Genomic DNA, 22,618 nt, shown 5'->3' with positions numbered 1-22,618 from the left:
GGCGAACGTCCGCGCAGCGTAACGCCGTCACGAGGGTCACGTCATGAGCACGTCGAACAGGGGGGCGAACTCCCGCTAGCATGCCCGCCCATGAACGACGACGTACGCAACATCGTGCTGGGAGTGGTGGCCGCGGGCATCAGCGCCGCCCTCGGCTGGCTGACCCGCACCTACCTCTGGAAGCGGAAGCTCCACCGCAAGCAGGCCTTCTTCGGGCTGCCCGACAACTCCGAGTGCCTGCTCGTCGTCAACCGCGACGCGGGACACGACGGGGCCGTGCACCGCTTCGACGTGTTCGCGCTCCTCGAACTCGCCTCCCTCATCAAGGACTGCGGGGCACACGCCCAGATCATCCAGAGCGACCTCGCGCAGCAGGGCTTCGGCGAGCGCACCGAGTTCTGCCTGGGCGGCCCCTATTCGAATCGCCGGACGGCGGCGCACCTCGGCTCCCTGCTGCCCGGCGTGAAGATCAACCTGGACACCGACCCGAGCCCCGACCGCGGCTCGTTCCAGATAGGCCCCGAGCGCTACCGCATGGAGCGCGGCGTCGCCGAGTACGTGATCCTGGCCCGGATCACGGCCGGTCAGGACGCCCGCCCGGTGTTCCTCTTCTGCGGCCAGCGCGCGATCAACAACCAGGCCGCCAGCCGCTATCTCGCCCGCAATGCCGACAAGCTCGCCCGCAAGTACGGCAACCACTCGTTCTGCCTGCTCCTGAAGGTCGTCAATTCGCAGGCGTACGGACCCGACGTGGTGGAGCTGGTCGCCGACGTGACACGGGCCGCCCAGGAACCGGCCCCGGTGATCCGCACCTCGCACCGGGCAACCGGCTAACTCACCTTCAGCGGAAGGGACTTGATGCCGTTGATGAAGTTGGAGACGAGGCGCCTGGGCGGCCCGGCGAGTTCGGTGCCGGGCAGGACGCGCAGCGCCTCCTCGTGCAGCACCCGCAGTTGCAGCCGGGCGAAGTGCGCGCCGAGGCAGACGTGCGGGCCGCCCCCGAAGGAGACGTGCGGGTTCGGGGTGCGGCCGAGGTCCAGGCGGTCCGGGCCGGCGAAGACCCGCTCGTCGCGGTTGGCCGAGGCGTGGAAGACGACGACCTTGTCCCCGGCGGCGACGGGCTGCCCGGCCAGGACGGTGTCGCGCACGGCGGTGCGCCGGAAGCTCAGCACGGGCGGGTGCCAGCGCAGGAGTTCCTCGACGGCGGTGTGCGGCGCCACCTGATCTGTCGTCAACAGGCGCTGTTCATCGGGGTGTTCGGCCAGCGCGAGGAAGCCCCCGGGCGCCGCGCCGCGCACGGTGTCGTTGCCCGCCACCGTCAGCAGGAAGAAGAACATCTCCAGCTCGGCGTCGGCGAGCTCCGAGTGGGCGAGCGAGGTCATGATGTCGTCGGCGGGGCGCTCGCGCTTGTACGCGGCGAGCTGCTGGGCGTACGCGAACATCTCCGCCAGCATCGCGGGCGAGCGCGGGTTGACGGGCCGCCCGTCGGGGCCGAGCACCGGCGGCTCGTCCGGGTCCTGGTAGGCGATGACGCGCTCGGTCCACTCCAGGAGAAGTCCCCGGTCGCCCGGCGGGATCCCGAGCAGATCGGTGAGGTTGAGCAGCGCGTAGTCGTCGGTGACGTCGGCCACCAGGTCGAACACCCCGTCCTCGGCGCCGTCGCGGGCCCCGGTCAGCAGGGCGCGGGCCCGCTCCCGCACCAGCGCCTCGAAGCGGTCGGTCCGGCCCGGGGTGAAGGCGCGGCTGACCAGGCGGCGCAGCCTGCCGTGGTCATGGGGGTCTCCCCTGCTCGAACGAAGTTGAGAGCTTGGGGGAGGGTCCTGATTGAGCATCATGCGGCGGATGAACGGCAGGTCGGCCGGGTCGGGGTCGCGGATCTGGGTGGCGCCGAGCGCCGAGGAGAAGGCGCCGCTCTCCTTCAGGACGCCTACGACGTCCGCGTGCCGCGTGACCGCCCAGAAGCCGGGCCCGGCCGGCCAGCCCAGCACCTCGGGCTCCGCCTGCCAGGCGACCGGACGGTGCTCGCGCAGCTCGCGGTAGGCGGCGTGCGGCGGCCCGGCCGCATACAGCCGGGGGTCGAAGACGTCGGGCGCGTCAGGCACGGCGGGCGGCCTCAGACACTGTCCGCCCGCAGGAAGTCCTCGACGGTGCGGATCAGGTCGAGCGGGGCCTCGTCCATGGCGTTGTGCCCGGCGAGGGGCAGTTCGACCAGCTGTCCCGCCGGGTACCAGCGCAGCCAAGTGGAGTTCAGGAAACGGGAGTTGATCGCCGGGTCGAGCGCTCCGCACACCGCGAGCGCGGGCACCGGGGAGCCCTCGGTCTCCTCGTGGAAGTCCTCGCCGGACCAGGAGTCGAGCCAGGCGCGGAACGCCTTGGGGTCGCTGCGCTCCACGGAGCGCCGGGTCATCCGGTCGAGCCAGGCGTCGGGCCGGTTTCCGCCGGTGGTGAGGTCGATGATGGCCCGGCGTTTGGCGGGCTCGTCCGCGGCCGCGGTGAACAGGTCGCGGGTCGCCTCGTCCATCGGCATGCCGCTCGCGGGGACCGGCGAGACGCCGACCATGCGCCGCACCCGGTTCGGGGCGGCGGCCAGCACGCGCTGGACGACGGCACCGCCCATCGAGTGCCCGATCAGCGAGAAGCGGTGCCAGTCGAGCCGGTCGGCGAGTGCGAGGAGGTCGCCCGCGCCCTCGCTCGTGGTGAACGCGCCGGTGGCGTCGCGGGCCTCGCCGTAGCCGCGCAGGTCGACGAAGGCGTAGGTGAAGGCGGCGGGATCGAGGTCGGGCAGCACGGCAGCGTAGGCGCCGCGGTCGGCGAACCAGCCGTGCACCGCGACGACCCGGTGCGGGCCGTCGCCGTGGAGCGTGTGGGGCAGCGTGAATCCGGCCATGGGAGACTCCGATTCCGGGCAGCGGTCGTCGTACGGGCATACGGCCTCGCGAGGTGGTGCGGTCGGCGCGCGAGACGTACGCGTACACGGTGGCGGTCGCCCCGCCACGAGGCAAGAAGCCGGTCAGAACTCCCATGGACTGTCGGCCGGTTCCACCGAGCGGTTCTCGATGCTCACGTCCTGGGGCGCGAACCGCCGTACCGGATCGAGCAGTTCGGCCGCGTCGAAGTCGAAGACCTGCTCCTCGAAGCACAGCCCGTGCGCGTCCTTCGCCCGGCCGAGCACCGGCGCGAGGCGGCGGTACATCGACCTCGGGCGGCTGATGTAGGGCAGCGACGGCGAGCGCAGGTCCACGACGAGGAAGCGGCGGACCCTGGCGCCGGTGCGCACGGCGACCGCGGACACGGCGATGACGTCGTCCCAGTCGATGCGTCCGGCGAGCCAGGTCGGCAGCCGCACGGTGAGCGCGTCGGCGTCCACGTCGAGCCGCAGCGGGCGCACCAGATAGCCCGCGAAGGTGGCCGCGGCCACCAGGACGGCAGCCCCGGACACGGCCATGACCGGCCCCGCGAAGCCGCCGTTCGGGCCGTCGAAGACGGCGGCGGCCGCGAGGCACCAGAGCACGGCCACCGCGACCGCGGCGAGCGGGATCCAGGTCAGGGTGCGCCGCAGCCGCAGCACGATCGGGGCGGCCACGGGCTCGGTTGCGCCGGCTGAATTCTCCACACGCAGAGCTTGGTCCGTCAGCGGGCAGGACGCCAGAGTGTTACCCATGGGTTTACTGAATTGAAGTCAACGGGCGGCCTCGCCCGGCCCCCGGGTCAGGTCTCGCAGGCGATGGGGCTCAGCGAGCTCCGGGCGTCGGTTCCGGTGATCGTCACCCGGACGTGCCCGCTCCGGGCCACCTGGTGCAGGACGGTGCAGGCGATCTGCCGTTGCGCGAGCGGCGAGAGGCCGCCGACCTCCTGGCCGAGCACGACCGTCACCATGCCCTCGGCCACGTTCATGCTCGCCGGGCCCCGCAGCGGGGGCAGTTCGGTGCGCACCCCGGCCGCCGCCTCCGCCTTGCCGGGTCCCGCGAAGAGCAGCGGGAGGGCCGGCCCCACGCCCCGGCCGGACCGCACGACGGGCATCAGCCCGTCCGGGCCGGTGAAGTAGAGCACGGTCGATCCGCCCTCGCTCCCCTCCACGTGCGCGGTCGCGGGCCCGCCCACCGCGATGACGTCGGTGGACTGGATGCCGCAGCCGGCCGCGAGGAGCGCCGTGGGCAGCAGCGCCGCCGCTGCCAGCGCACGCGCCGATCCGATCCCGAGTCTCACCGCGCCGCCTCCCCCGGCCGGACCTGACCGGCGGCCGCAAGGCCGGTCGGCAGCTCGACGGTGAACACGGCGCCGCTGTGCGCGCCGTTCGCCGCCCGCACGGTGCCGCCGTGCAGCCGTACGTTCTCCAGCGTGATCGCGAGACCGAGGCCGCTGCCCGCCGACCGGGTGCGAGCCGCGTCCGCTTTGAAGAAGCGGTCGAAGATGTGCGGCAGCACGGCCGCCTCGATGCCGGGCCCGCTGTCGGCGACCTCCACGACCAGCGGACCGCCGCCGGCCCCGGGGCGCAGCCGTACGGTCACCGGCTCGGAGCCGTGCCGCAGCGCGTTGCCGACGAGGTTCGCGACCACGATGTCGAAGCGCCGGGGATCGATCATCGCCCGTACGCCCTCGGGGAGTTCGGTGGCGACGCGGTCCTCCCAGTGCCGTCGCTGGAGGGTCTTGCGGATGGTCTCGGCGACGTCGACCTCGTCGGGGTTGAGCTCGGCGGCCTTGGCGTCGAAGCGGGAGATCTCCATCAAGTCCTCGACCAGCGTGGCGAGTTTGCCGGTCTCGGCGGAGATGAGCCGGACGGCGCGCGCGGTGTCGGGATCGAGGCTCTCCGCGTCCTCGTCGAGCACCTCGGTCACGGCGAGCATGCCGGCCAGCGGGGTGCGCAGCTCGTGCGAGACGTCGGAGGCGAAGCGCCGGGCCCGCGCCTCGGCCTTCTGCAACTCCTCGACCGAGCGCTCCAGTTCCTCCGCCGACTCGTTGAACGTCCAGGCCAGATCGGCGAGTTCGTCGGAGCCCTTCACCTCGATGCGGGTGTCGAGCCGGCCCTTGCCCATGCTGCTGGCGGCCCGCCGCAGGTCGCGCACCGGGCGCAGCACGCTGCGCGCGGCGAGCAGGGCGGGCACCACGGCGACGGCGAGGGCGGGCAGCGCGCCGTTCTTGGCGGCCGACACCATGGCCTTGATGGTGACGCCCTCCGGGCTGAGGTCCATCACGGCGTACAGGTAGACCCCGCTCGGCTGGCTGCCGCTGCTGCCGAACATCATCGGCATGCCCATGGTCAGATACGGCCTGCCGTCCTTGGCCACCCGCTGGAACGAGGCGTGCGTGCTGCCGTGGGTCTGCCGCCGCAGCTCGTCGCTGATCACCGTGGAGGTGGACCGGTCGGTGGAGGAGGCGCGCAGGCTGCCGTACTCGGCGAACACGAACCAGGGGTGGGGCTTGCCCGCCCTGGCGAGCACGAGGCAGGTCTCCTGCAGCGCTTTGGTGGAGGTCGGCAGCACGAAGTACTGGTTGGCGATCTGGTCGCGGAACTGGTCGACGGCCTGGTCCTGGGCCTGTTTGAGGATGGCCGAGCGGGCCGACTGGTAGGTGAGGGCGGCGGTGGTGAGCGCGCTGATCGCGGCCACCAGGAGGAAGGCGGCGATCAGCCGGCTGCGCAGCCCCAGGCGCCGGGTGCGGCGCGCCGGGAACCTCACAGCGGCCCGAAGCGGTAGCCGAAGCCGCGCACGGTCTGGATGTAGCGGGGGCCGCCGTCGGTGCCGCCGGTGTCGCCGAGCTTCTGCCGCAGCCGCCGCACACAGGCGTCGACCAGGCGGGCGTCACCGTGATAGCTGTGCTCCCACACCGATTCGAGGAGCTGCTGGCGGCTGAAGACCTGCTCGGGCGAGGCGGCGAGGTGGAGCAGGAGCTTCAGCTCGGAGGGGGCCAGCGCCAGCCGCTCGCCGTTCTTGGCGGCGGTGAGCCCGGCGCGGTCCACGGCGAGCTCGTCGTGGAACTCCACTCCGGGCCGGGTGCCGGGGTCGGCGAGCCGGCGCAGTACGGCCCGGATCCGCGCCTCGATGACCTCGGTGCGGGCAGGCTTGACTATGTAGTCGTCGGCGCCCGCTTCGAGGCCGACCACCACGTCGAAGTCGTCGCCGCGCGCGGTGAGCATGATGATCGGCAGCTGGCTGGTCTCGCGTATGCGGCGGCAGACCTGGACGCCGTTCATGCCGGGCAGCATCAGGTCGAGCAGCACCAGTTCGGGCTGGAAGGCCTTGAGCGAGGCGAGCCCGGCCTCGCCGGTCTCGGCCGCCCGCACCTCGTGGCCGCGCCGGCGCAGCCCGAGCTCGACCCCTTCGCGTACGGAGGGGTCGTCTTCTATGAGGAGCACGCGTGGCATAGGTGTCAGTATCCCAAGGGTCTCAATTGTCCCGGTGCCGGCCTCGGCGCCGGGGGCCGCGCGCCCTGTCGAGCACGGCGGTGATGTCGACGAGGGCCAGCGGCCGGGCGAGCAGGGCGAGGGCGACGACGAGGGCGACGGCTCCCGCGCCGGCGGCCGCGATGTTGCCGAGCGGGTCGGCCGCACGGGCCGCAGCGTAGCCGAGCGCCGCCGCGGGCACGCAGCCGAGCAGCAGCCGCAGCTGGGCGAGCAGCGCCGGGGAGCGGAGCAGCCGCCCGCCGCCGAGCCTGCGGTCGAGGGTGTACGCGGTGGCCGCGAGCCCCGCGAAGAGCGCCACCGAGTAGGCCCCGGCGATCCCGGTCACCGCCCAGCGCGCGGGCAGCACGAGGTAGGCGACGGCGGTGAGCGCGGCGTTCGCCCCGGCGATGACGAGGTTGAGCAGGAACGGGGTGCGGGTGTCGCCGAGCGCGTAGAAGCCGCGCGACAGGACGTACTGTCCCGACAGCGCGATCAGGCCGGGTGCGAACGCCATCAGCATCCCGGCCATCACCGTGATGTCGGCGGCGCCCGTCTTCCCGTACTCGAAGACCGAACCGAGGATCCACGGCGCGAGCGCGAAGAGCGCGCAGGCCGCGGGGACGATCACCGCGGCACTGGTCCGCAGCGCGTACGAGAGGTCCCGCCGGACCCCGGCGCGGTCGCCGTCGGCCGAGGCCCGGCTCATCCGCGGCATCAGGGCGGTGACCAGGGACACGGTGACGATGCCGTGGGGAACCATCCAGAGCAGATACGCATTGGTGTACGCGGTGTATCCCGCGCCCCCGCCGACGCCCTCCCGGACGGCCTCGGCGCCGGCGGTGGTGGAGAGCCGGGTCACCACCCAGTACGCGAGCTGGTTGGAGACGACGAGCAGCACCGCCCAGCCCGCCGACTTCAGCGGCCGGCCGAGCCCGCTGCCGCGCCAGTCGAACCGGGGCCGCCAGCGGAACCCGGCCGAGCGCAGGGACGGGATCAGGGCGAGGGCCTGGACGGCGATGCCGGCGGTGGTGCCGTAGCCCAGCAGGCGGGTGTCGGCGGCGCCGAGCGTGCCGCCGCTGCCGGATGCCAGCGCCAGGTAGAGCCCGAACACCCCGATGACGACGAGGTTGTTGAGCACCGGCGTCCACATCATGGCGCCGAACCTGCCGCGCGCGTTGAGGACTTGGCCGAACAGGGTGAACAGCCCGTAGAAGAGGATCTGCGGCAGGCAGTAGCGGGCCAGCGCGACGGTGAGGTCGGCCTGGGCTCCGGTGTAGTCGGTGTATCCGCCGACGATCCAGGGCGCGGCGAGCACCGCGACGGCGGTGACCACGACCAGCGCGGTCGTGCAGGCGGTCATCAGCCGGTCGGTGTAGGCGGCGCCCCCGTCGGCGTGCTCCTTGGCGGCGCGCACCAGCTCGGGCACGAAGACCGCGTTGAGGGTGCCACCGATGAGGAGCATGTAGAGGATGTTGGGCACGTTGTTGGCGACCGCGTAGCCGTCGCCGAGCAGCCCGACGCCCAGCGCGGCCGCGATCACCGCGGAGCGTACGAATCCGGTGGCGCGGGAGACGATCGAGCCCGCCGCCATCAGCGCGCTGCTGCGCAGCAGCGCGCCGCCCCCGCCGTCGCTCCGCTCCGCCGCGGCGGCGGTCGCCGTCGCCGTCATCGGCGGGCCAGATACGCCTGGAAGGCGCGGTACAGCGCGTTGTTGGCGGTGCCGCCCATGGATGTCTCCCACTCCCCCAGCGTCTCGACAACCTGGCCGCCGGTGCCGAGCTTCCAGCGCAGCAGTCCGAAGGGCCGGTCCCGCGGATCAAGAGTGGAGGGTACCCCGCGCATGTCGTACACCTCGGCGCCCAGTGCGTGGGCGTCCTGGATCATCTGCCACTGCAGGGCGTTGCTGGGGCGGACCTCGCGGCGGTGGTCGGCGGAGGCGCCGGTCTGGTACCAGACCCGCCTCCCCACCGTGATCATGGTGTGCGCGGCGAGCAGCTCGCCCTGGTGGACGGCGAGGTAGAGCCGCATCCGGCCGGGTTGTTCGGCGTTGAGGGCCTCGTACTGGCGCTGGTAGTACGCGAGGGAGCGGCCGAGCCGGAATCCGTCGCGCTCCTCGGTGATCCTGAGCAGCCGGTAGAACTCGGGGAGGTACTCGGGTCCGCCGACCAGCACCTGCACGCCGGCCTTGCGGGCGGTGCGCACATTGCGCCGCCACTCCTGGTTGAGCCCGCGCCACAGCTCGTCGGTGGTGCGGCCGGCCAGCGGCAGCCGGAAGACGTAGCGGGGCTGGGCGTCGGCGTCGCCGTCGTCCCCGCCGCAGCGCTGCCAGCCGCGGGCCCGCAGCCGTTCGGCGACGGCCGAGCCGAGCGGGTCCACCTCGGTGGCCAGTACGTCGCCGACCTTGCGGCCGGCTCCGGTGGCCGCCTTCAGCCGGGCGGCGTCCCAGCGCCGGTAGGCGGGCCCGGGGCCGATCCGTACCGCGAAGGCGCCCGCCCGCCGCAGATGGCGCAGCAACGGGCCGAGCCAGCGGTCCATTTCAGGATCGGCCCAGTCGGCCACCGGCCCCTCCGGCAGATACGCGAAGTATTTCCGGGTGCCCGGAAATTGCCGGTAGAGCACCTGGGCCGCTCCGGTCAATTCTCCCTTGTCAAGGGACCATCCGACCCTTTCCGCAAACCATTGGTCCTTCACCTCGGCCCACGACGGACATTGGAGAAAGCTCGCGTCGCCGCGGCCCGCGAGAAAGGAGCTGTACTCGGCGGTGCCGAGGCCGCGGACCCCGGCGTCCTGGTCGCGGTCACCCGTCACCAGCAGTGCGGACACGTCTGTGGCCTCCCAACTGTGCCCCGTCGTCGGTTCTTCGGGGGATGCACAGGATGCTCACAGCGGTCCATGACGGGCCCGCGCGGCCCATGTGACGGGACGATGACCGTTGCTCTGCGGTCCTCGTCACACAGGGAATTCCGAGATTTTCGGCGTGTCCCGCAACCTAAAGTCCAGCTGGTGACTCTCACCTACGGAAAAGCATTTGCAACGGAGGTTTTCCAGTTGAGCCGCATGCGCCGCACCACCTCGCCCCGCCGCCCGGTCCGTCTCGCCGCCATCGCGGGAACGGCGGTCCTCGCCGCCGCCCTCTCCGCCTGCGGGGGCGGCGGTTCTTCCTCCGGTGACTCGAAGGCCGACCTCAAGGCCGCGAAGAAGACCGAGATATCGGTGAACCTGACGGGCAAGCAGGCGAAGGCCGGCGAGCCGGTGCGGGTGACGCTCGCCGACGGCAGGCTCCAGACGGTCACGGTCACCGACGCCAAGGGCGGCAGGCTCGACGGGAAGATATCCGCCGACGGCAGGACCTGGACCTCGGACCGCACCGCCGCGCCCGGCACCTCGTACACCGTGGAGGCCAAGGACGACAAGGGCGGCAGCGCCAAGGCCGACTTCGCCACCGCCGCCCCCGACAAGGTCAACAAGATGGACTGGAAGCCCGGCGACAACGCCACGGTGGGCATCGGCCAGCCCATCTCGCTCACCTTCGACCACTCGGTCAAGAACAAGGCCGAGGTGGAGAAGCACCTCAAGGTGACGACCTCGAACAACACCGAGGGCTCCTGGGGCTGGATGAAGGACTACGACGGCAAGGACCGGGTGGACTGGCGGCCCAAGGAGTACTGGAAGTCCGGCACCAAGGTGAAGCTGGAGGCCGACCTCAACGGGGTGGACTCCGGCAACGGCTGGTTCGTCCGCGACTACCCGGTGAACTTCACGATCGGCAAGAACCAGCTCATCAAGGTCGACCTGGACAACCACCGCCTCAAGCTGTACCGCGACGGCCAGTTGGTGAAGGACACCCCGGTGTCGGCCGGCACCCCCGGCGGCGACAAGGCGTCCTGGCGCGGCAAGACCGTCCTGATGGCGAAGGAGGGGACGATCAACATGAACTCGGAGACCGTCGGCCTCGGGAAGTCGTACGACAAGATGGTCGACTACTCGATGCGGCTCACCTGGTCGGGCATGTACGCGCACGCGGCGCCGTGGAACGCCGAGTACTTCGGCTCCGCCAACAAGAGCTCCGGCTGCATCGGCATGAGCGACACCGACGCCAAGTTCATCTACGACGCGGTGCAGGTCGGCGACCCGTTCGAGATCACCGGCGACGACGCCAAGGGCACCCAGGCCCTCAACAACGGCTACGGCGAATGGAATCTCAGCTACGACGCCTGGAAGGCCAAGAGCGCCCTGGCGGGCAACACCGGCACCACGGGCAACTGACCCCCGGCCCCAAGGAGAGCGGCACCCCCGCCGTACGCCTACGACGTGGGCCCGCTCGGCCTCGGCAAGCCGGTCAGCAAGGGCCACCATCTGGCACGGGTGGTGGACACCGTCGACCCGCTCCACATCGAGCACAACCCGCTCGGCGCGCAGCTGACCTTCTCCTCGCCCGCGTCGGACCCGTCGTCGCTGACGGTCCCGCTCCGCGAGAAGTGATCACCGGCTGCTGCCGGGCGGGCCATTGCCCCTGAGCTACTGCACTCCTTCAAGGCCTCAAGGGCCTTGGAGGGGCCCTCTCGGCAGCAGCGTCCCTGGTTCGGCCGGTGCGACGTCCACGGCCTCCGTCTTGGGATTGCGCTTCTGTCTCCTGGCCATCCAGGTGGCGAACCAGGAGAGCAGCATGCACATCCCGATGTAGATCGGCGAAATCACCATCACCACGGGGATGAACGGCAAATCGTAGTCGAGATTCGACGCGATGAGCTTCCCTGCGTGCAGGAACTCCTCATAGGTGATCAGGTAGCCGAGCGAGGTGTCCTTCAGGGCGACCACCAGCTGGCTGATGATGGTCGGCAGCATTGCCCGGATCCCCTGCGGGACCAGCACGTACGTCATGACCTGCGTCTTGCGCATGCCGAGTGAGAATGCCGCCTCCTTCTGGCCGCGTTCCACGGAGTTGACGCCGGTTCTGAAGACCTCGGCGAGCACCGAGCCGTTGTAGAGGGTCAGCCCGGCCACCAGCGCGGGCAGCGGCTGCACCTTCAGCGCCACGAAGATGAAGAAGATCATCACCAGGACGGGCATCGCGCGGAAGAACTCGACGAGCAGGGTCGCGATCCAGCGCACCGGCCGGTGTTCGGAGAGCCGCCCGGTGGCGAGCACCGCGCCGAGCGCCAGCGAGAACACCGAGGCGAAGGCGAAGGCCTTGAGGGTGTTGCCGAGCCCGGTGAGCAGCAGGTCCTGGATGCCCTTGTACTCGAACGGCGTCCACTTGGTGGAGGTGAACTGGTTGGTGTCGAAGAGGAGATAAATGATCCAGCCGAACAGGGCGAGGATCAGGGCAGTCGAGATGATCCCGTAGACGAAGTGCCGCTGCTGGGTCCTGGGCCCGGGGACGTCGTAGAGAGCGGTGGACTGGGTGGACAGCTGCGCGGTCATCGGGCGACTCCCCAGCGCTTTTCGAGGATGTTGAAGACGGCGCTGATGAAGAGGGTGATGATCAGGTAGCCGATGGCGATCCAGACGAAGGTCCAGATGATGTTGTAGCCGAGCTCGCTCAACGTCTTGTACGTGCCGAGGAGTTCGGTGACGCTGAACGCCCCGGCGATCGCGGAGTTCTTGGCGAGCGCGATCAACGTCGAGCCGACCGGCGGGATCACCGAGCGGAAGGCCTGCGGCAGCACCACCGCGGAGAGGGTCTGGCCGAAGGTCATCCCGAGGCTGCGGGCCGCCTCGCCCTGGCCCGTGGGCACGGTGTTGATGCCCGAACGCAGCGCCTCGCAGATGAACGACGAGGTGTAGCAGCCGAGCGCGATCACCGCGAAGAGCTGGAAGGGCAGCACCAGGCCGAAGCGCGGCAGGCCGAGCAGCACGGCGAAGAACAGCAGGGTCAGCGGGGTGTTGCGCAGCACGGTCACCCACACCGTGCCGAGCACCCGGAACGAGCCGACCGGCGACACCCGGCAGGACGCCATGACGAAGCCGAGCACCAGCGCGAGGGCCGAGGCGTAGACGGTCAGTTCGACGGTGCCGAGGAAGCCCTTGCCGTACAGCGAGAAGTTCTTGGTCAGTACGTCCATGGTGCGGCCTCAGCTCGCCGGGTAGCGGTCGATGGGCGGAGCGGGTGCGGCGGGGCGCCCGGACAGGCCGAGCGTCGCGGCGTACGCCTTCTGCCAGTCGCCGTTCTTCTCGTGGGCCTCGATGGCGTCGTCGAGCGCGAACCGCAGCGTGTTGTCGCCCTTGGGTACGCCGACGCCGTACGGCTCCTTCGAGAACGGCTTGCCGACGACCTTGAGTTCGTCGGGCACCTTGGCCGCGTAGCCGCTCAGGATGGTGTCGTCGGTGGTGACGGCCGCGACCTGGAAGGTGAGCAGGTTGTCCACGCACACCGAGTAGGTGTCGTAGGCGACCATCTCGACCTTCGGGTACTCCTTCTGCATCCGCTGGTACGGGGTCGACCCGGCGGCCGAGCAGACCCGCTTGCCGTCGAAGTCCTGGGGCGCGCTGACCTTCTTCTCGTCGGTGCGCACCAGCAGGCCCTGGCCGGCCTGGTAGTACGGGCCCGCGAAGCCGACCAGCTTCTTGCGGTTGGCGTTGATGGTGTAGGTGCCGACGTAGTAGTCGATCTGCCCGTTCTGCAGGGCGGTTTCGCGGTTCGCCGAGGCGATGGTCTTGAACTCGATGGTGTTGGGGTCGAAGCCGAGCGAGGCCGACATCATCTTGGCGATCTCGATGTCGAAGCCGGTGTAGACGCCGGTGGCCGGGTCCTTCTCGCCCAGGTAGGGCTGGTCCTCCTTGGCGCCGACGACCAGGTGGCCGCGGTTCTTCGCCCGCTGCCACACCGAGGAGCCGGGGAGGCTGAAGCCCTGGGCGACCGTGTAGTGCGGCAGCAGCTCGGCCTTCGGGCCCTTCACCGGCGGGCTGCCCGACTTGCCGCAGCCGGCCACGGCCAGCGCGAGAAGCAGTGCGGCGAGCGCACGTCGTTTGGCCATCATCGTTGCGTACACCCCCCGTTCAGTGCTTCAGGATCTTGGAGAGGAAATCCTTGGCCCGATCGCTCTGCGGGTTGGTGAAGAAGTCGTCGGGGGTGCGGTCCTCGATGATCCGTCCGTCGGCCATGAACACGACGCGGTTGGCGGCGGAACGCGCGAAGCCCATCTCATGAGTGACGACGACCATGGTCATGCCGTCCCGGGCGAGCTGCTGCATGACTTCGAGCACCTCGTTGATCATCTCCGGGTCGAGCGCCGAGGTGGGCTCGTCGAAGAGCATGACCTTGGGGTCCATGGCCAGGGCGCGGGCGATCGCCACGCGCTGCTGCTGGCCGCCGGAGAGCTGGGCGGGGAGCTTCTCCGCCTGGGAGGCGAGACCGACCCGGTCGAGGAGTTCGCGGGAGCGCCGGTCGGCGTCCTCCTTCTTGCGGCCCCGGACCTTGATCTGGGCCAGCGACACGTTCGCGAGGACGGTCCGGTGCGCGAAGAGGTTGAACGACTGGAAGACCATGCCCACTTCGGCCCGGAGCGCAGCGAGGCCCTTGCCCTCCTCAGGGAGGGGGCTGCCGTCGATGGCGATCGAGCCCGACTCGATCGTCTCCAGGCGGTTCATCGTCCGGCAGAGCGTCGACTTGCCCGAGCCGGACGGGCCGATGACCACCACCACCTCCCCGCGGTCGACGGTGAGGTTGATGCCCTGGAGGACGTGCAACTTCCCGTAGTACTTGTTGACGTCACGCAGCTCGATCAACGGATCGACGGCCATACGCTGTCCTGCCCACTCATCGCTGTGTCGAGGTCAGCGCAAACTATCCAGCCCGGTAGGGCACTTCACTTCGACACGCACGAATAGGGCATAAACCGTATTTTGACCTCGGCGGTCTGCGGGGGATGTTCGAGTGCGAGGGGGCTCAGGCCTCCGAGGCCTCGGCGTACACCTGGAACAGCTCGGGCGCGCCGGTGGCCGCCCAGGTGAGGCCCGCGTCCACCACGTCGACCTCGCGGCCGGAGGCGAGCCGCACCACCGGCTGGCCGCTGGGCCAGACGTCCCAGCTCGCGCCCGGGACGGTGCGGACGATGACGGTGCCCAGATAGAGCCCGGCGTCGTTGCCGAGCCAGGGCAGCTCCTCCGGGTCCTCGCGCCAGCGCGGGGTCAGCTGGTCGAGGGCGCCCAACGAGGCCGGGGAGTCGTCGAGTTCGAGCTGGTTCTGCGCGGCTCGGGCGCGCAGCAGCTCGCACTCGGAGAGCAGCTCCGCGACGCCCTCCGGGTCTTCCCTGACGGCCCCGTAGACCGCCACACCGTGGGCCGACGTGTGCCGCTTTCGCCAGTTCTGGAGGAAGTTCATACGCTCCAGGCTCCCATTCGAACGCGAGGTTGCACCACAGCCACGCGCAAATCCCGTACCGCCCGGGGCGGCCGCGCCCCGGGTCAGACCTCCAGGTCCACGACGACCGGAGCGTGGTCGGAGGCGCCCTTGCCCTTGCGCTCCTCGCGGTCGACGTAGCTGTCCTGCACGGCCTTGGCGAACGGCTCGTTGCCGTAGACCAGGTCGATGCGCATGCCCCGGTTCTTGGGGAACGCCAGCTGGCGGTAGTCCCAGTAGGTGTACGGACGGTCGTACTTGAGCGGGCGGGGCACCACGTCGGACAGGCCCGCCTCGCGCAGCGCGGCGAGCGCGGCGCGCTCCGCGGGGGTGACGTGCGTCAGTCCCTCGAAGACCTTCGGGTCGTAGACGTCCTCGTCGGTCGGGGCCACGTTGAAGTCGCCGAGCACCGCGAACGGCCGCTGTCCCGCGGCGTCCTCGGCGACGGCCGCCTTCAGGGCCTCGAACCAGCTCAGCTTGTACGCGTAGTGGTCGTGCTCGACCTCGCGGCCGTTCGGCACGTAGACCGACCAGAGGCGGACCCCGCCGCAGGTCGCCGAGATGGCGCGCGGCTCCTGCGTGCCCTCGTAGTCGGGGCCGCCGGGCAGTCCGGGCACGACGTCGTCGAGGCCGACCCGGGAGACCAGGGCCACCCCGTTCCACCGGCCGGTGGCGTTGACCGCGGACTCGTAGCCGAGCTCGCGCAGCTCGGCGGTGGGGAAGCCCTCGGCGGTGGTCTTGGTCTCCTGGATGCACAGCACGTCCGTGCCGGTGGCCTCCAGCCAGGCCAGGAGGCGGGGCAGCCGGGCGGTGATCGAGTTGACGTTCCAGGTGGCGATGCGCATGGATCCCAACCTACCGCCCGGCTGTGACAGTCACAGTTCGGTCGAGTCCCCGGGCGTGAGACGGGCGTGGTCGGCCCCGCCGAGGCCGCCGATCTGCGCGTCGTAGATGGGCCGGGCGAGCTCCGTGAGCAGGGCGTCGTGGATGTCGATGGCCCGGCGCGGCTTGACCTCGCGCACGTAGTCGATCACCTCGGAGATCTTGCTCCAGGGCGCCTGCACGGGAAGCATCAGGGTGTCCACCGCGTGGTCGGGGACGGTGAGCGCGTCGCCGGGGTGGAAGACCGAACCGTCCACGAGATAGCCGACGTTGGTGATGCGCGGGATGTCCGGGTGGATCACGGCGTGCAGTTCGCCGTGCACCTGGATGTCGAACCCGGCCGCGCTGAAGGCATCGCCGTGGCCGACCGTGTGGACGCGGCCGGGAAAGGCCACCGAGATCTTCTCCGCGACGCTGCGCAGGGTCCAGATCTCGGCGGCCGGGTTGGCTTCGAGGCCGGTCCGCAGCCGCTCCTCGTTGAAGTGGTCGAGGTGCTCGTGGGTGACCAGGATCGCGTCGGCGCCGAGCGCCGCGTCCTGTTCGCTGAAGGTGCCGGGATCGATGACGAGGGTCCGGCCGTCCTTCTCCAGCTGGATGCAGGCATGGGTCTTCTTGGTCAGCTTCAAGGTCATGCCCCCCATCCTGCTCCCGGCGGCGCGGACAGGCACGGGATCAGGTCATCCGCGGGGCGTCGTCTCCTCCCGGACGACCGCGCCCGCCACCCGGAACGCGGCACTGGCCTGCGGGACGCCGCAGTACACGCCGGTCTGGATCAGCACTTCCCTGATCTCGTCCGGGGTGAGCCCGGCGCGCAGCGCGGCCCGGGTGTGGGCCGCGAGGTCGTCCAGGTGGCCGCCCGAGGTCAGCGCGGCCAGGGCCACCACGGCCCGGGTCCGCCGGTCGAGCCCGTCCCGGGACCACACCTCGCCCCAGGCGTAGCGGGTGGCGAGCTGCTGGAAGTCGGTGCCGAACGCGTCGGCGCCGGCCGTCTCGGCGTCCACATGGGCATCGCCGAGCACCTCGCGGCGGATCTTCATGCCGAGCTCGTACGGGTCCGGGCTCGCGGCGGCGGGTTCGACCGCGGCCGGGGGCGCCTCGGCCGGGACCGGAGGCGAGAGGGGGGCCAGGGGCGCCGGTACGGCGGGGAGTGCGGGGATCGCGGTGTGCCCCGTACTCGAATCGAGCACAGCCTGCCAGGACGTCGAGAAGTGGCGTACGAGAAGGTCGGTGACGGCGCCCGGCTGCTCGACCGGGGCGAGGTGGGAGGCGCCGGGCACCACGGCGAGGCCGGCGCCGGGGATGCCCGCGACCAGGGTGCGGGCCTCGCCGGGCCCGGTCACCCGGTCCTCGGCGCCGACCAGGGCGAGCGTGGGGGCGCCGATCCGGCCGAGCTCGGCGCGGATGTCGAAGGCGGCGAGCGCCTCGCAGGCCGCTACGTAGCAGGCGGGGTCGGTGGTGCGGACCATCTGCACGGCCCACTCCACGATCGCGGGCTGGGCGGCGGCGTAGGCGGCGGTGAACCAGTGCTCGGGCGCGGAGCGCGCCATCGGGTCCATGCCGTTGGTGCGGACGATCACGCCGCGCTGGCGGAACTCGTCGGCGGTGCCGAACCGGGGCGAGGCGGCCACCAGGGCCAGCGAGGCGACCCGGTGCGGGTGGCGCAGGGCCAGGTCGGCACCGATCGCGCCACCGATGGAGCAGCCGGCGTAGCCGAAGCGCTGGACGCCGAGTCCGTCGAGCGTGGCGATCAGGCGGTCACCGAGCTCGGCGACGGAGTCGGCCGCCTGGGCGGGGGCGCCGCCGTGACCCGGCAGGTCATAGCGGACGACCCGCCACTGGCCGGCCAGCTCGGGTATCTGGCGGTCCCACATGTGCCATGTGGTACCCAGTGAGGGACCCAAGATCAGGACAGGAGCGTCTTCTGGCCCGTCAACGCGGTATTGCAGGGTGTTCTTCGGTGTCTCGCTCACCCGCCCGACCCTCTCATCTCTCACGAGATGTCACATCGCCGGGGTGAAGCAAGCGGGCCCTGTCCCGCTCACGGCGACAAGTCCGGCACTGCCGAACCCACCCGAGGTCCAGGTATGTGTTCTCCAGCACGTACTCCTCCCGTGTCGCAGGTGAGTCCCCTCGGCTCGCGCTCTCCCCCAGCCTCTGCGAGCAAGACCTTGCTCCCGGTCACGGCCTCCAGGCGGTTCGGGTTGCAGCATCGAGCGTGGTGGCGAGGCCGAGGCTTGGTGTGACTCACCTGGAAATCTTCGGGAATCTCGCCCACCAGCAGCTTTGAACACCACACGGTGAACAAGGTCTGTCCTCCCCTGGTAGGAGACTTGACCGTAGCCGGATGAGCCCTCCCGGTTACTGCTACCGGTCCACAGCCAGCAGCCGGACTCCAGATCCACCTCAATCCTGCTGGCCATGCGGCTCGGCAAGTCGCTCGGCTGGTGGACCCGCGGGGCTCACGCCTGCTCCGCTTGGAGAGCCCTGAACGCCTTGAGGGCGGCCAGCACCAGAGCCGACAGCTTTTTCGCTCCTCTTTTCGCGCCCTACGGGCTCGTAACAGGATCTTGCCGAACGTTCCAGGCTGGGCGTGACTGTTGTGACGATCTGACCGTTCGGGTGGGTGGTGACGACTCGGCCGTGGATCGTGGACGACGACTTGTGGATGCTGATCGAGCCGCTGCTGCCGCCCTGGCCCAAGCGGTCGCCGGGGCCGAAACCGGTGCCGGACCGGCTGTGCTTGCAGGGGATCCCGTATGTCCTGCACCAGGACATCGCGTGGCAGTTCCTACCGCTGGAGCTGGGGTTCGGTTCCGGGCAGACCTGCTGGCGACGTCTCGACCGCTGGCAACAGGCGGGGGTTTTCGAGCAGTTGCACCGCATCCTGCCTGCGAAACTGAACGCGGCGGGCGAGCTGGACTGGTCCCGCGCCTGCGTGGACGGCTCCCACGTCCGCGCGAAAAAAGGGGGGCGCCGCGACCGGCCGTCGCCGGTCGACCCGCGCAAGACGGGCAGCAAACACCACCCGACCTGCGACGCGAAGGGCACCCCGCTCCACATCGTCACGACCGCGGCGAACGTCAACGACATCACGCAGACCCCCGGCCCTGGTCGACGGCATCCCGCCGGGGGCCGGGCGTCCGGGCCATCCCCGTCGGCGCCCCGGCGCCGTGCCGGGCGACGAGGCGTACGACTCCCGGGCCGTCCGCCGTGAACTGCGCAAGCGTCGGATCACGCCGGTGATCTCCCGCGGAGGCGCCCCGAACATCAAGGGTCTGGGCAAGCTGCATCCCCAAGCTCTCGGCTTCGCTCGAGCAGGGGAGACCCCATTCGTCGTCGAGCAGACCCTCGCCCTGCTCCACCAGTTCAAACGCCTCGCCGTCCGATGGGAACGGCGCCTCGAACTCCGCGACGCCTTCCTCGCGTTGGGCTGCGGCCTCATCTGCTGGAGGCGGCTGAAGAAGGTCCTCTCCTGCCGGGGCGGCGCGTATGGCCACATGTGTGGTTCGTAGACTCACGCCCGGCTTGATCACGAGGCGTAGAAGGATTCGATCATGGGAAGTGCCCCGACCCCCTGAGCAACCGATGACCCGCGAGGTGCTGCTGGACGGACGGCTGCCAGTGGCACTGGCGACTGAGCGGGTTGAGGTGAGGCGCATCCACATTCTCGCGGGGCACCCCGCGGGGCGGCATGTTCACGATGGGCCGGTATTCGGGAGCATCGTCAAGGGCTCGGTCCTGTTCCAGGTCGAGGGCGAGGCCGAGGTGATTCTGCGTCCGGGCGATGTGTTCTTCGAGCCCGCCGGGGTTCCCATCGCGCACTTCGACGCCTTGGACGAGAACGTGACCTTCCTTGGTTACTTCCCGCTCACTGCCGGGCAGGAGCCCGGCTTGCTGTGAAGTCCCCAACGGCTTCGCCGAGTGGCCCCCGACCGTCGTTGCAACGAGTGACGTCACCGCGGGCCGCGACCTGCTGGAGGCGGGCGGCCAGCAGGGATTGACGATGCAGCGCGTCGCCGAGCGAGTGGGAGTGGGGGCGCCGTCGCTGTACAAGCACGTCGACAACCGCACGGCCCTGCTGGCTGCCGTGGCCGAGGCCATCATCGACGACCTGGCCGCTCAACTGGAGTCGGCCGACGGCTCGCTTGAGGAACTGGCACGCCGCTACCGGCAATTCGCCGGGGCACGGCCCGCGGGCTTCCGGCTGGTGCAGTCCGCGCACGCGTCACCTCAGGCCCTCACTCGCGCAGTCGGCCCGCTACTGCGCGCCTCCAGGGAACTCGCGGGGGAACAGGACGCGCTCGACGCCGCGCGTCTGGTGACGGCCTGGGTCACCGGCTTCATCGAGATGGAACCAACGGCGCCTTCCGGCTCGGCGGCGACGTCGACCGGGCCTTCGAGTACGGCCTGACCGGCATACGCCGAGCACTGACGGGCGATCACGGGACCCCGCCGACCTGACGGTCAGCAGCCCCCTTGAGGAACGAGCGGATTCCGCAGGCGTGGCGCGGGCACGGGGTATCGGCATGTGCCGTGCCGGATGCGCTCAACTGGGCAATCAGTCGTCGAGTTCGTGTCGGACGCGGCGCGAGGGCTGGAAGGTGTAGAGGTCGAGGATGTCGGGTGGGTCGGCGAGGCCGGGTCCGCCGTTCTTGACCCAGGCGGTGATGTCAGCAGCGGCGTCCGGGTTGTTGACCTGGCCGAGCCAGACGGGCCGGCCGCCGGCGTTGCGGCCTTCGGCGGAGGGCTGGATGACGATGACGTTGGCGCGCTCGCACGCGTCCAGGCAGTCGGTGCGCCGGACCAGGGCGACTCCTGCCAACGAGGTGCGCAGGTCGGTGAGTTGGGCTTCGTGGTCCAGGTGCGGGACTTTGGCCGAGGTGCCGCAGCAGCAGCCCCGGCACACGGTCACGGTGGGCCGGGCGGCCCCCGTCGCCGCCTTCGGCGCGGAGGCGGCCCGGCGGGTGCGCTTGCTCACTGGACACCGTCGGTGCCGGCGCGCTTCCAAGCGGCGTCGCGCAGCAGGCGCAGGCCGTTGAGGCCGACGATGACGGTGGAGCCCTCGTGGCCCAGGACGCCGAGAGGCAGGGGCAGGGTGGCCACGAGGTCCCAGACGACCAGGCCGGTGATGAACACACAGGCGATGACCAGGTTCTGGACCACCAGACGGCGGGCCGCACGGGACAGGGCGACGACCTTGGGGACGGTGGCGAGTTCGTCGCGGACGATGACGGCGTCCGCGGTTTCCAGGGCGAGGTCGGAGCCGGCGCGGCCCATGGCGACGCCGGTGTGGGCGGCGGCCAGTGCCGGGGCGTCGTTGACGCCGTCGCCGATCACCAGCACCTTGCGGCCACGAGCCTCCAGGCGCCGTACCGCTTCGACCTTGTCCTGTGGCAGGAGCCCGGCGTGAACGTCGTCGGCCACGATGCCGGCCTCGGCCGCGAGGCGGGCGGCGGCGCGCGGGTTGTCGCCGGTCACCAGCAGTGGGCTGGTGCCGGTCAGCGCCTTCAGGGCGGCGACGGTGGTGGCGGCGTCCGGGCGGAGCCGGTCGGCGATGCCGAGGATTGCGACCGGGATGCCGTCGCGTTCGACGAGTACGGCGGTGCGGCCGCCGTACTCCAGCTCCTCGGCGACGGCCGCGGTCCGGGCGGAGCACGGGTCGGTGGCGTTGTTGAGGAGCCTCGCCGGGGCGCCGACGGCGATGGCGGCGCCGTTGATGGTGGCGGTCACTCCGATGCCGGGGGCGGAATTGAAGTCCCGCGTCTCGGGGATGGCGAGGCCGCGTTCGCGGGCGGCGTCCACGATGGCGCGTGCCAGGGGGTGTTCGCTGGGGTGCTCGGCGGCTGCCGCGAGGGCAAGCAGGCTGTCCTCGTCGACGTTGCTGCCGGCCAGGGGGCGGATGTCGGTGACGCGGGGAGTGCCTTCGGTCAGGGTGCCGGTCTTGTCCAGGGCGACTGAGTCGATCTGGCCGAGGCGTTCCATGACGACGGCGGACTTGACCAGAACGCCGTGGCGTCCGGCGTTGGCGATGGCGGACAGCAGCGGCGGCATGGTGGCCAGGACCACGGCGCACGGCGAGGCGACGATCATGAAGGTCATGGCGCGCAGCAGCGAGCTGGTGAGGTCGGCGCCGAAGCCGAGCGGGATCGCGAAGACGGCCAGGGTTGCGGCGACCATGCCCAGGGAGTACCGCTGTTCGACCTTCTCGATGAACAGCTGGGTGGGGGCCTTGGTTTCGGAGGCTTCCTCGACCATGGCCACGATCCGGGCGATCACCGAGTCGGAGGCATCACGCTCGACCTTGACCCGCAGCGCGCCGGCGCCGTTCAGGGTGCCCGCGAACACCTCGTCGCCGGCCTCCTTGGCGACCGGCAGGGGCTCGCCGGTGATGGTGGCCTGATCGACTTCACTGGCCCCGTCCAGCACGCGGCCGTCGGCGCCGACCCGCTCGCCGGGACGGATGAGGATGGTGTCCCCGACAGCCAGATCGGCCGTGGCAACGGTCTCCTCGCTGCCGTCGTCCCCAAGGCGGGTGGCAGTGACCGGCGCGAGGTCGAGCAGGCCGCGGACCGCGTCCTGGGTACGGGCCGTGGCCACCGCCTCCAGAGCGCCGGAGGTGGCGAAGATGACGATCAGCAGCGCGCCGTCCATCACCTGCCCGATGGACGCCGCACCGATCGCGGCGACGACCATCAGCAGATCCACATCCAACGTCTTGTCCTTGAGGGCTTTGAGGCCCTCCCATCCCGGCTCCCAGCCGCCCGTGACGTAGCTGAGGGCGTACAGCGGCCCCCACGCCCAGGCCGGTGCGCCGGTCAGCTGGAGCGGCAGCGCGATCAGGAACAGCAGCAGGGCGGCTGCGGCCCAGCGGGCCTCGGCCAGCGCGAACACACGGGTGCGGCGTTTGGGGGCGGCCGCGCCGCGCGCGGCCGTGGCCGCAACCGGAGCCGGGCGTTCGGTAAGGGCAGAAGGCATGACAAAGAGACCCTTCACGGGCGTGGGGACTGCAACACCTC

23 protein-coding genes and 1 pseudogene are annotated in these 22,618 nt (G+C 70.8%); 6 read left to right on the top strand and 18 right to left on the bottom strand.

Features of this window, described 5'->3' with window-relative positions; genetic code table 11:
- Positions 1 to 90 precede the first annotated feature (90 nt).
- Positions 91 to 834 carry a hypothetical protein gene (locus tag ACIQ8J_RS14985; protein ID WP_403272309.1) on the top strand — a complete coding sequence of 248 codons (744 nt, stop codon included), beginning with the start codon at positions 91 to 93 and terminating at the stop codon, positions 832 to 834.
- Here the strand turns inward: ACIQ8J_RS14985 and ACIQ8J_RS14980 are convergent.
- The 8 genes from ACIQ8J_RS14980 to ACIQ8J_RS14945 form a co-directional block, all read right to left on the bottom strand.
- Positions 831 to 2,102 carry a cytochrome P450 gene (locus ACIQ8J_RS14980; protein WP_403272310.1) on the bottom strand — a complete coding sequence of 424 codons (1,272 nt, stop codon included), beginning with the start codon at positions 2,100 to 2,102 and terminating at the stop codon, positions 831 to 833. The two genes, ACIQ8J_RS14985 and ACIQ8J_RS14980, sit on opposite strands and share 4 nt — an antisense overlap.
- Before the next feature lie 11 nt (positions 2,103 to 2,113).
- On the bottom strand, positions 2,114 to 2,887 hold the full coding sequence (locus ACIQ8J_RS14975; protein WP_403272311.1) for an alpha/beta fold hydrolase: 774 nt from the start codon (positions 2,885 to 2,887) through the stop codon (positions 2,114 to 2,116).
- Between the two features lie 123 nt (positions 2,888 to 3,010).
- Positions 3,011 to 3,613, bottom strand: coding sequence for a hypothetical protein (locus tag ACIQ8J_RS14970; RefSeq protein ID WP_403272312.1), 603 nt, complete (start codon positions 3,611 to 3,613; stop codon positions 3,011 to 3,013).
- 95 nt (positions 3,614 to 3,708) lie between these two features.
- Complete coding sequence (locus tag ACIQ8J_RS14965) at positions 3,709 to 4,206, bottom strand: hypothetical protein (protein ID WP_403272313.1); 498 nt, start codon at positions 4,204 to 4,206, stop codon at positions 3,709 to 3,711.
- Positions 4,203 to 5,675 (bottom strand): ATP-binding protein, encoded by a 1,473-nt coding sequence (locus ACIQ8J_RS14960; protein ID WP_403272314.1) that lies wholly within the window; start codon positions 5,673 to 5,675, stop codon positions 4,203 to 4,205. Before ACIQ8J_RS14960 ends, ACIQ8J_RS14965 begins: the two co-directional genes overlap by 4 nt.
- Positions 5,672 to 6,361 carry a response regulator gene (locus tag ACIQ8J_RS14955; protein WP_403272315.1) on the bottom strand — a complete coding sequence of 230 codons (690 nt, stop codon included), beginning with the start codon at positions 6,359 to 6,361 and terminating at the stop codon, positions 5,672 to 5,674. Before ACIQ8J_RS14955 ends, ACIQ8J_RS14960 begins: the two co-directional genes overlap by 4 nt.
- A 22-nt stretch (positions 6,362 to 6,383) precedes the next feature.
- Entirely contained in the window at positions 6,384 to 8,048 is a 1,665-nt protein-coding gene (gene murJ / locus ACIQ8J_RS14950; RefSeq protein ID WP_403272316.1) for a murein biosynthesis integral membrane protein MurJ, read from the bottom strand.
- Entirely contained in the window at positions 8,045 to 9,202 is a 1,158-nt protein-coding gene (locus ACIQ8J_RS14945) for a lipid II:glycine glycyltransferase FemX (protein WP_403272317.1), read from the bottom strand. Before ACIQ8J_RS14945 ends, murJ begins: the two co-directional genes overlap by 4 nt.
- 234 nt (positions 9,203 to 9,436) lie before the next feature.
- Here ACIQ8J_RS14945 and ACIQ8J_RS14940 point away from each other — a divergent pair, with 234 nt between their 5' ends.
- Positions 9,437 to 10,645 carry an Ig-like domain-containing protein gene (locus ACIQ8J_RS14940; RefSeq protein WP_403272360.1) on the top strand — a complete coding sequence of 403 codons (1,209 nt, stop codon included), beginning with the start codon at positions 9,437 to 9,439 and terminating at the stop codon, positions 10,643 to 10,645.
- 33 nt (positions 10,646 to 10,678) lie between these two features.
- Positions 10,679 to 10,861: pseudogene (locus ACIQ8J_RS14935) on the top strand (acyl esterase); the annotation flags it as partial.
- 57 nt (positions 10,862 to 10,918) lie between these two features.
- On the opposite strand, the gene ACIQ8J_RS14930 reads toward ACIQ8J_RS14935, so the two are convergent.
- The 8 genes from ACIQ8J_RS14930 to ACIQ8J_RS14895 form a co-directional block, all read right to left on the bottom strand.
- Positions 10,919 to 11,803 (bottom strand): amino acid ABC transporter permease, encoded by an 885-nt coding sequence (locus tag ACIQ8J_RS14930; RefSeq protein WP_403272318.1) that lies wholly within the window; start codon positions 11,801 to 11,803, stop codon positions 10,919 to 10,921.
- A complete protein-coding gene (locus ACIQ8J_RS14925; protein ID WP_403272319.1) occupies positions 11,800 to 12,444 on the bottom strand; it encodes an amino acid ABC transporter permease in 645 nt (214 codons plus the stop codon). Before ACIQ8J_RS14925 ends, ACIQ8J_RS14930 begins: the two co-directional genes overlap by 4 nt.
- Positions 12,445 to 12,453: 9 nt before the next feature.
- Positions 12,454 to 13,359: a glutamate ABC transporter substrate-binding protein gene (locus tag ACIQ8J_RS14920; protein ID WP_403272320.1), complete on the bottom strand. Its 906-nt coding sequence runs from the start codon at positions 13,357 to 13,359 to the stop codon at positions 12,454 to 12,456.
- A gap of 19 nt (positions 13,360 to 13,378) precedes the next feature.
- The gene (locus ACIQ8J_RS14915; protein ID WP_403272321.1) at positions 13,379 to 14,122 is read right to left on the bottom strand and encodes an amino acid ABC transporter ATP-binding protein; all 744 of its coding nucleotides are present in this window, start codon (positions 14,120 to 14,122) and stop codon (positions 13,379 to 13,381) included.
- A gap of 145 nt (positions 14,123 to 14,267) precedes the next feature.
- Positions 14,268 to 14,702: a DUF6278 family protein gene (locus tag ACIQ8J_RS14910; protein WP_403272322.1), complete on the bottom strand. Its 435-nt coding sequence runs from the start codon at positions 14,700 to 14,702 to the stop codon at positions 14,268 to 14,270.
- Between the two features lie 83 nt (positions 14,703 to 14,785).
- Positions 14,786 to 15,565 carry an exodeoxyribonuclease III gene (locus ACIQ8J_RS14905; protein ID WP_403272323.1) on the bottom strand — a complete coding sequence of 260 codons (780 nt, stop codon included), beginning with the start codon at positions 15,563 to 15,565 and terminating at the stop codon, positions 14,786 to 14,788.
- A 30-nt stretch (positions 15,566 to 15,595) separates the two neighbouring features.
- The gene (locus ACIQ8J_RS14900) at positions 15,596 to 16,234 is read right to left on the bottom strand and encodes an MBL fold metallo-hydrolase (RefSeq protein WP_403272324.1); all 639 of its coding nucleotides are present in this window, start codon (positions 16,232 to 16,234) and stop codon (positions 15,596 to 15,598) included.
- A 45-nt stretch (positions 16,235 to 16,279) separates the two neighbouring features.
- Positions 16,280 to 17,572: an alpha/beta fold hydrolase gene (locus tag ACIQ8J_RS14895; RefSeq protein ID WP_403272325.1), complete on the bottom strand. Its 1,293-nt coding sequence runs from the start codon at positions 17,570 to 17,572 to the stop codon at positions 16,280 to 16,282.
- A 695-nt stretch (positions 17,573 to 18,267) separates the two neighbouring features.
- Between ACIQ8J_RS14895 and ACIQ8J_RS14890 the strand changes: the two genes are divergently transcribed.
- The 3 genes from ACIQ8J_RS14890 (at position 18,268) to ACIQ8J_RS14880 (ending at position 20,013) form a co-directional block, all read left to right on the top strand.
- A protein-coding gene (locus tag ACIQ8J_RS14890) for an IS5 family transposase (RefSeq protein ID WP_403272361.1) occupies positions 18,268 to 19,114 on the top strand; the annotation gives its coding sequence in 2 pieces (ribosomal slippage) (positions 18,268 to 18,702 and positions 18,704 to 19,114; 846 coding nt in all).
- A gap of 73 nt (positions 19,115 to 19,187) precedes the next feature.
- Positions 19,188 to 19,502, top strand: coding sequence for a cupin domain-containing protein (locus ACIQ8J_RS14885; RefSeq protein WP_403272326.1), 315 nt, complete (start codon positions 19,188 to 19,190; stop codon positions 19,500 to 19,502).
- A gap of 103 nt (positions 19,503 to 19,605) precedes the next feature.
- Positions 19,606 to 20,013 carry a TetR/AcrR family transcriptional regulator gene (locus ACIQ8J_RS14880; protein WP_403272327.1) on the top strand — a complete coding sequence of 136 codons (408 nt, stop codon included), beginning with the start codon at positions 19,606 to 19,608 and terminating at the stop codon, positions 20,011 to 20,013.
- A 147-nt stretch (positions 20,014 to 20,160) separates the two neighbouring features.
- Here ACIQ8J_RS14880 and ACIQ8J_RS14875 read toward each other — a convergent pair whose 3' ends face one another.
- Together ACIQ8J_RS14875 and ACIQ8J_RS14870 are read right to left on the bottom strand one after the other, a co-directional pair.
- Positions 20,161 to 20,580: a (2Fe-2S) ferredoxin domain-containing protein gene (locus ACIQ8J_RS14875; RefSeq protein ID WP_403272328.1), complete on the bottom strand. Its 420-nt coding sequence runs from the start codon at positions 20,578 to 20,580 to the stop codon at positions 20,161 to 20,163.
- Positions 20,577 to 22,577 (bottom strand): heavy metal translocating P-type ATPase, encoded by a 2,001-nt coding sequence (locus ACIQ8J_RS14870; protein ID WP_403272329.1) that lies wholly within the window; start codon positions 22,575 to 22,577, stop codon positions 20,577 to 20,579. Before ACIQ8J_RS14870 ends, ACIQ8J_RS14875 begins: the two co-directional genes overlap by 4 nt.
- Between the last annotated feature and the right edge of the window lie 41 nt (positions 22,578 to 22,618).

The organism is Streptomyces sp. NPDC094147 (assembly GCF_044764265.1).
Lineage (GTDB): Bacteria > Actinomycetota > Actinomycetes > Streptomycetales > Streptomycetaceae > Streptomyces.
Note: the sequence above shows the minus strand (reverse complement) of the source record. Positions and strands in the feature narration are given on the sequence as shown.

Excerpts from the sequence above, each read along its gene's own strand:
- ACIQ8J_RS14870 (WP_403272329.1), bottom strand. The coding sequence starts at position 22,577 with ATGCCTTCTGCCCTTACCGAACGCCCGGCTCCGGTTGCGGCCACGGCC.
- ACIQ8J_RS14905 (WP_403272323.1), bottom strand. The coding sequence starts at position 15,565 with ATGCGCATCGCCACCTGGAACGTCAACTCGATCACCGCCCGGCTGCCC.
- ACIQ8J_RS14955 (WP_403272315.1), bottom strand. The coding sequence starts at position 6,361 with ATGCCACGCGTGCTCCTCATAGAAGACGACCCCTCCGTACGCGAAGGG.
- ACIQ8J_RS14900 (WP_403272324.1), bottom strand. The coding sequence starts at position 16,234 with ATGACCTTGAAGCTGACCAAGAAGACCCATGCCTGCATCCAGCTGGAG.
- ACIQ8J_RS14930 (WP_403272318.1), bottom strand. The coding sequence starts at position 11,803 with ATGACCGCGCAGCTGTCCACCCAGTCCACCGCTCTCTACGACGTCCCC.
- ACIQ8J_RS14920 (WP_403272320.1), bottom strand. The coding sequence starts at position 13,359 with ATGATGGCCAAACGACGTGCGCTCGCCGCACTGCTTCTCGCGCTGGCC.
- ACIQ8J_RS14885 (WP_403272326.1), top strand. The coding sequence starts at position 19,188 with ATGACCCGCGAGGTGCTGCTGGACGGACGGCTGCCAGTGGCACTGGCG.
- ACIQ8J_RS14975 (WP_403272311.1), bottom strand. The coding sequence starts at position 2,887 with ATGGCCGGATTCACGCTGCCCCACACGCTCCACGGCGACGGCCCGCAC.
- murJ (WP_403272316.1), bottom strand. The coding sequence starts at position 8,048 with ATGACGGCGACGGCGACCGCCGCCGCGGCGGAGCGGAGCGACGGCGGG.
- ACIQ8J_RS14925 (WP_403272319.1), bottom strand. The coding sequence starts at position 12,444 with ATGGACGTACTGACCAAGAACTTCTCGCTGTACGGCAAGGGCTTCCTC.
- ACIQ8J_RS14880 (WP_403272327.1), top strand. The coding sequence starts at position 19,606 with ATGCAGCGCGTCGCCGAGCGAGTGGGAGTGGGGGCGCCGTCGCTGTAC.
- ACIQ8J_RS14940 (WP_403272360.1), top strand. The coding sequence starts at position 9,437 with ATGCGCCGCACCACCTCGCCCCGCCGCCCGGTCCGTCTCGCCGCCATC.
- ACIQ8J_RS14915 (WP_403272321.1), bottom strand. The coding sequence starts at position 14,122 with ATGGCCGTCGATCCGTTGATCGAGCTGCGTGACGTCAACAAGTACTAC.
- ACIQ8J_RS14910 (WP_403272322.1), bottom strand. The coding sequence starts at position 14,702 with ATGAACTTCCTCCAGAACTGGCGAAAGCGGCACACGTCGGCCCACGGT.
- ACIQ8J_RS14985 (WP_403272309.1), top strand. The coding sequence starts at position 91 with ATGAACGACGACGTACGCAACATCGTGCTGGGAGTGGTGGCCGCGGGC.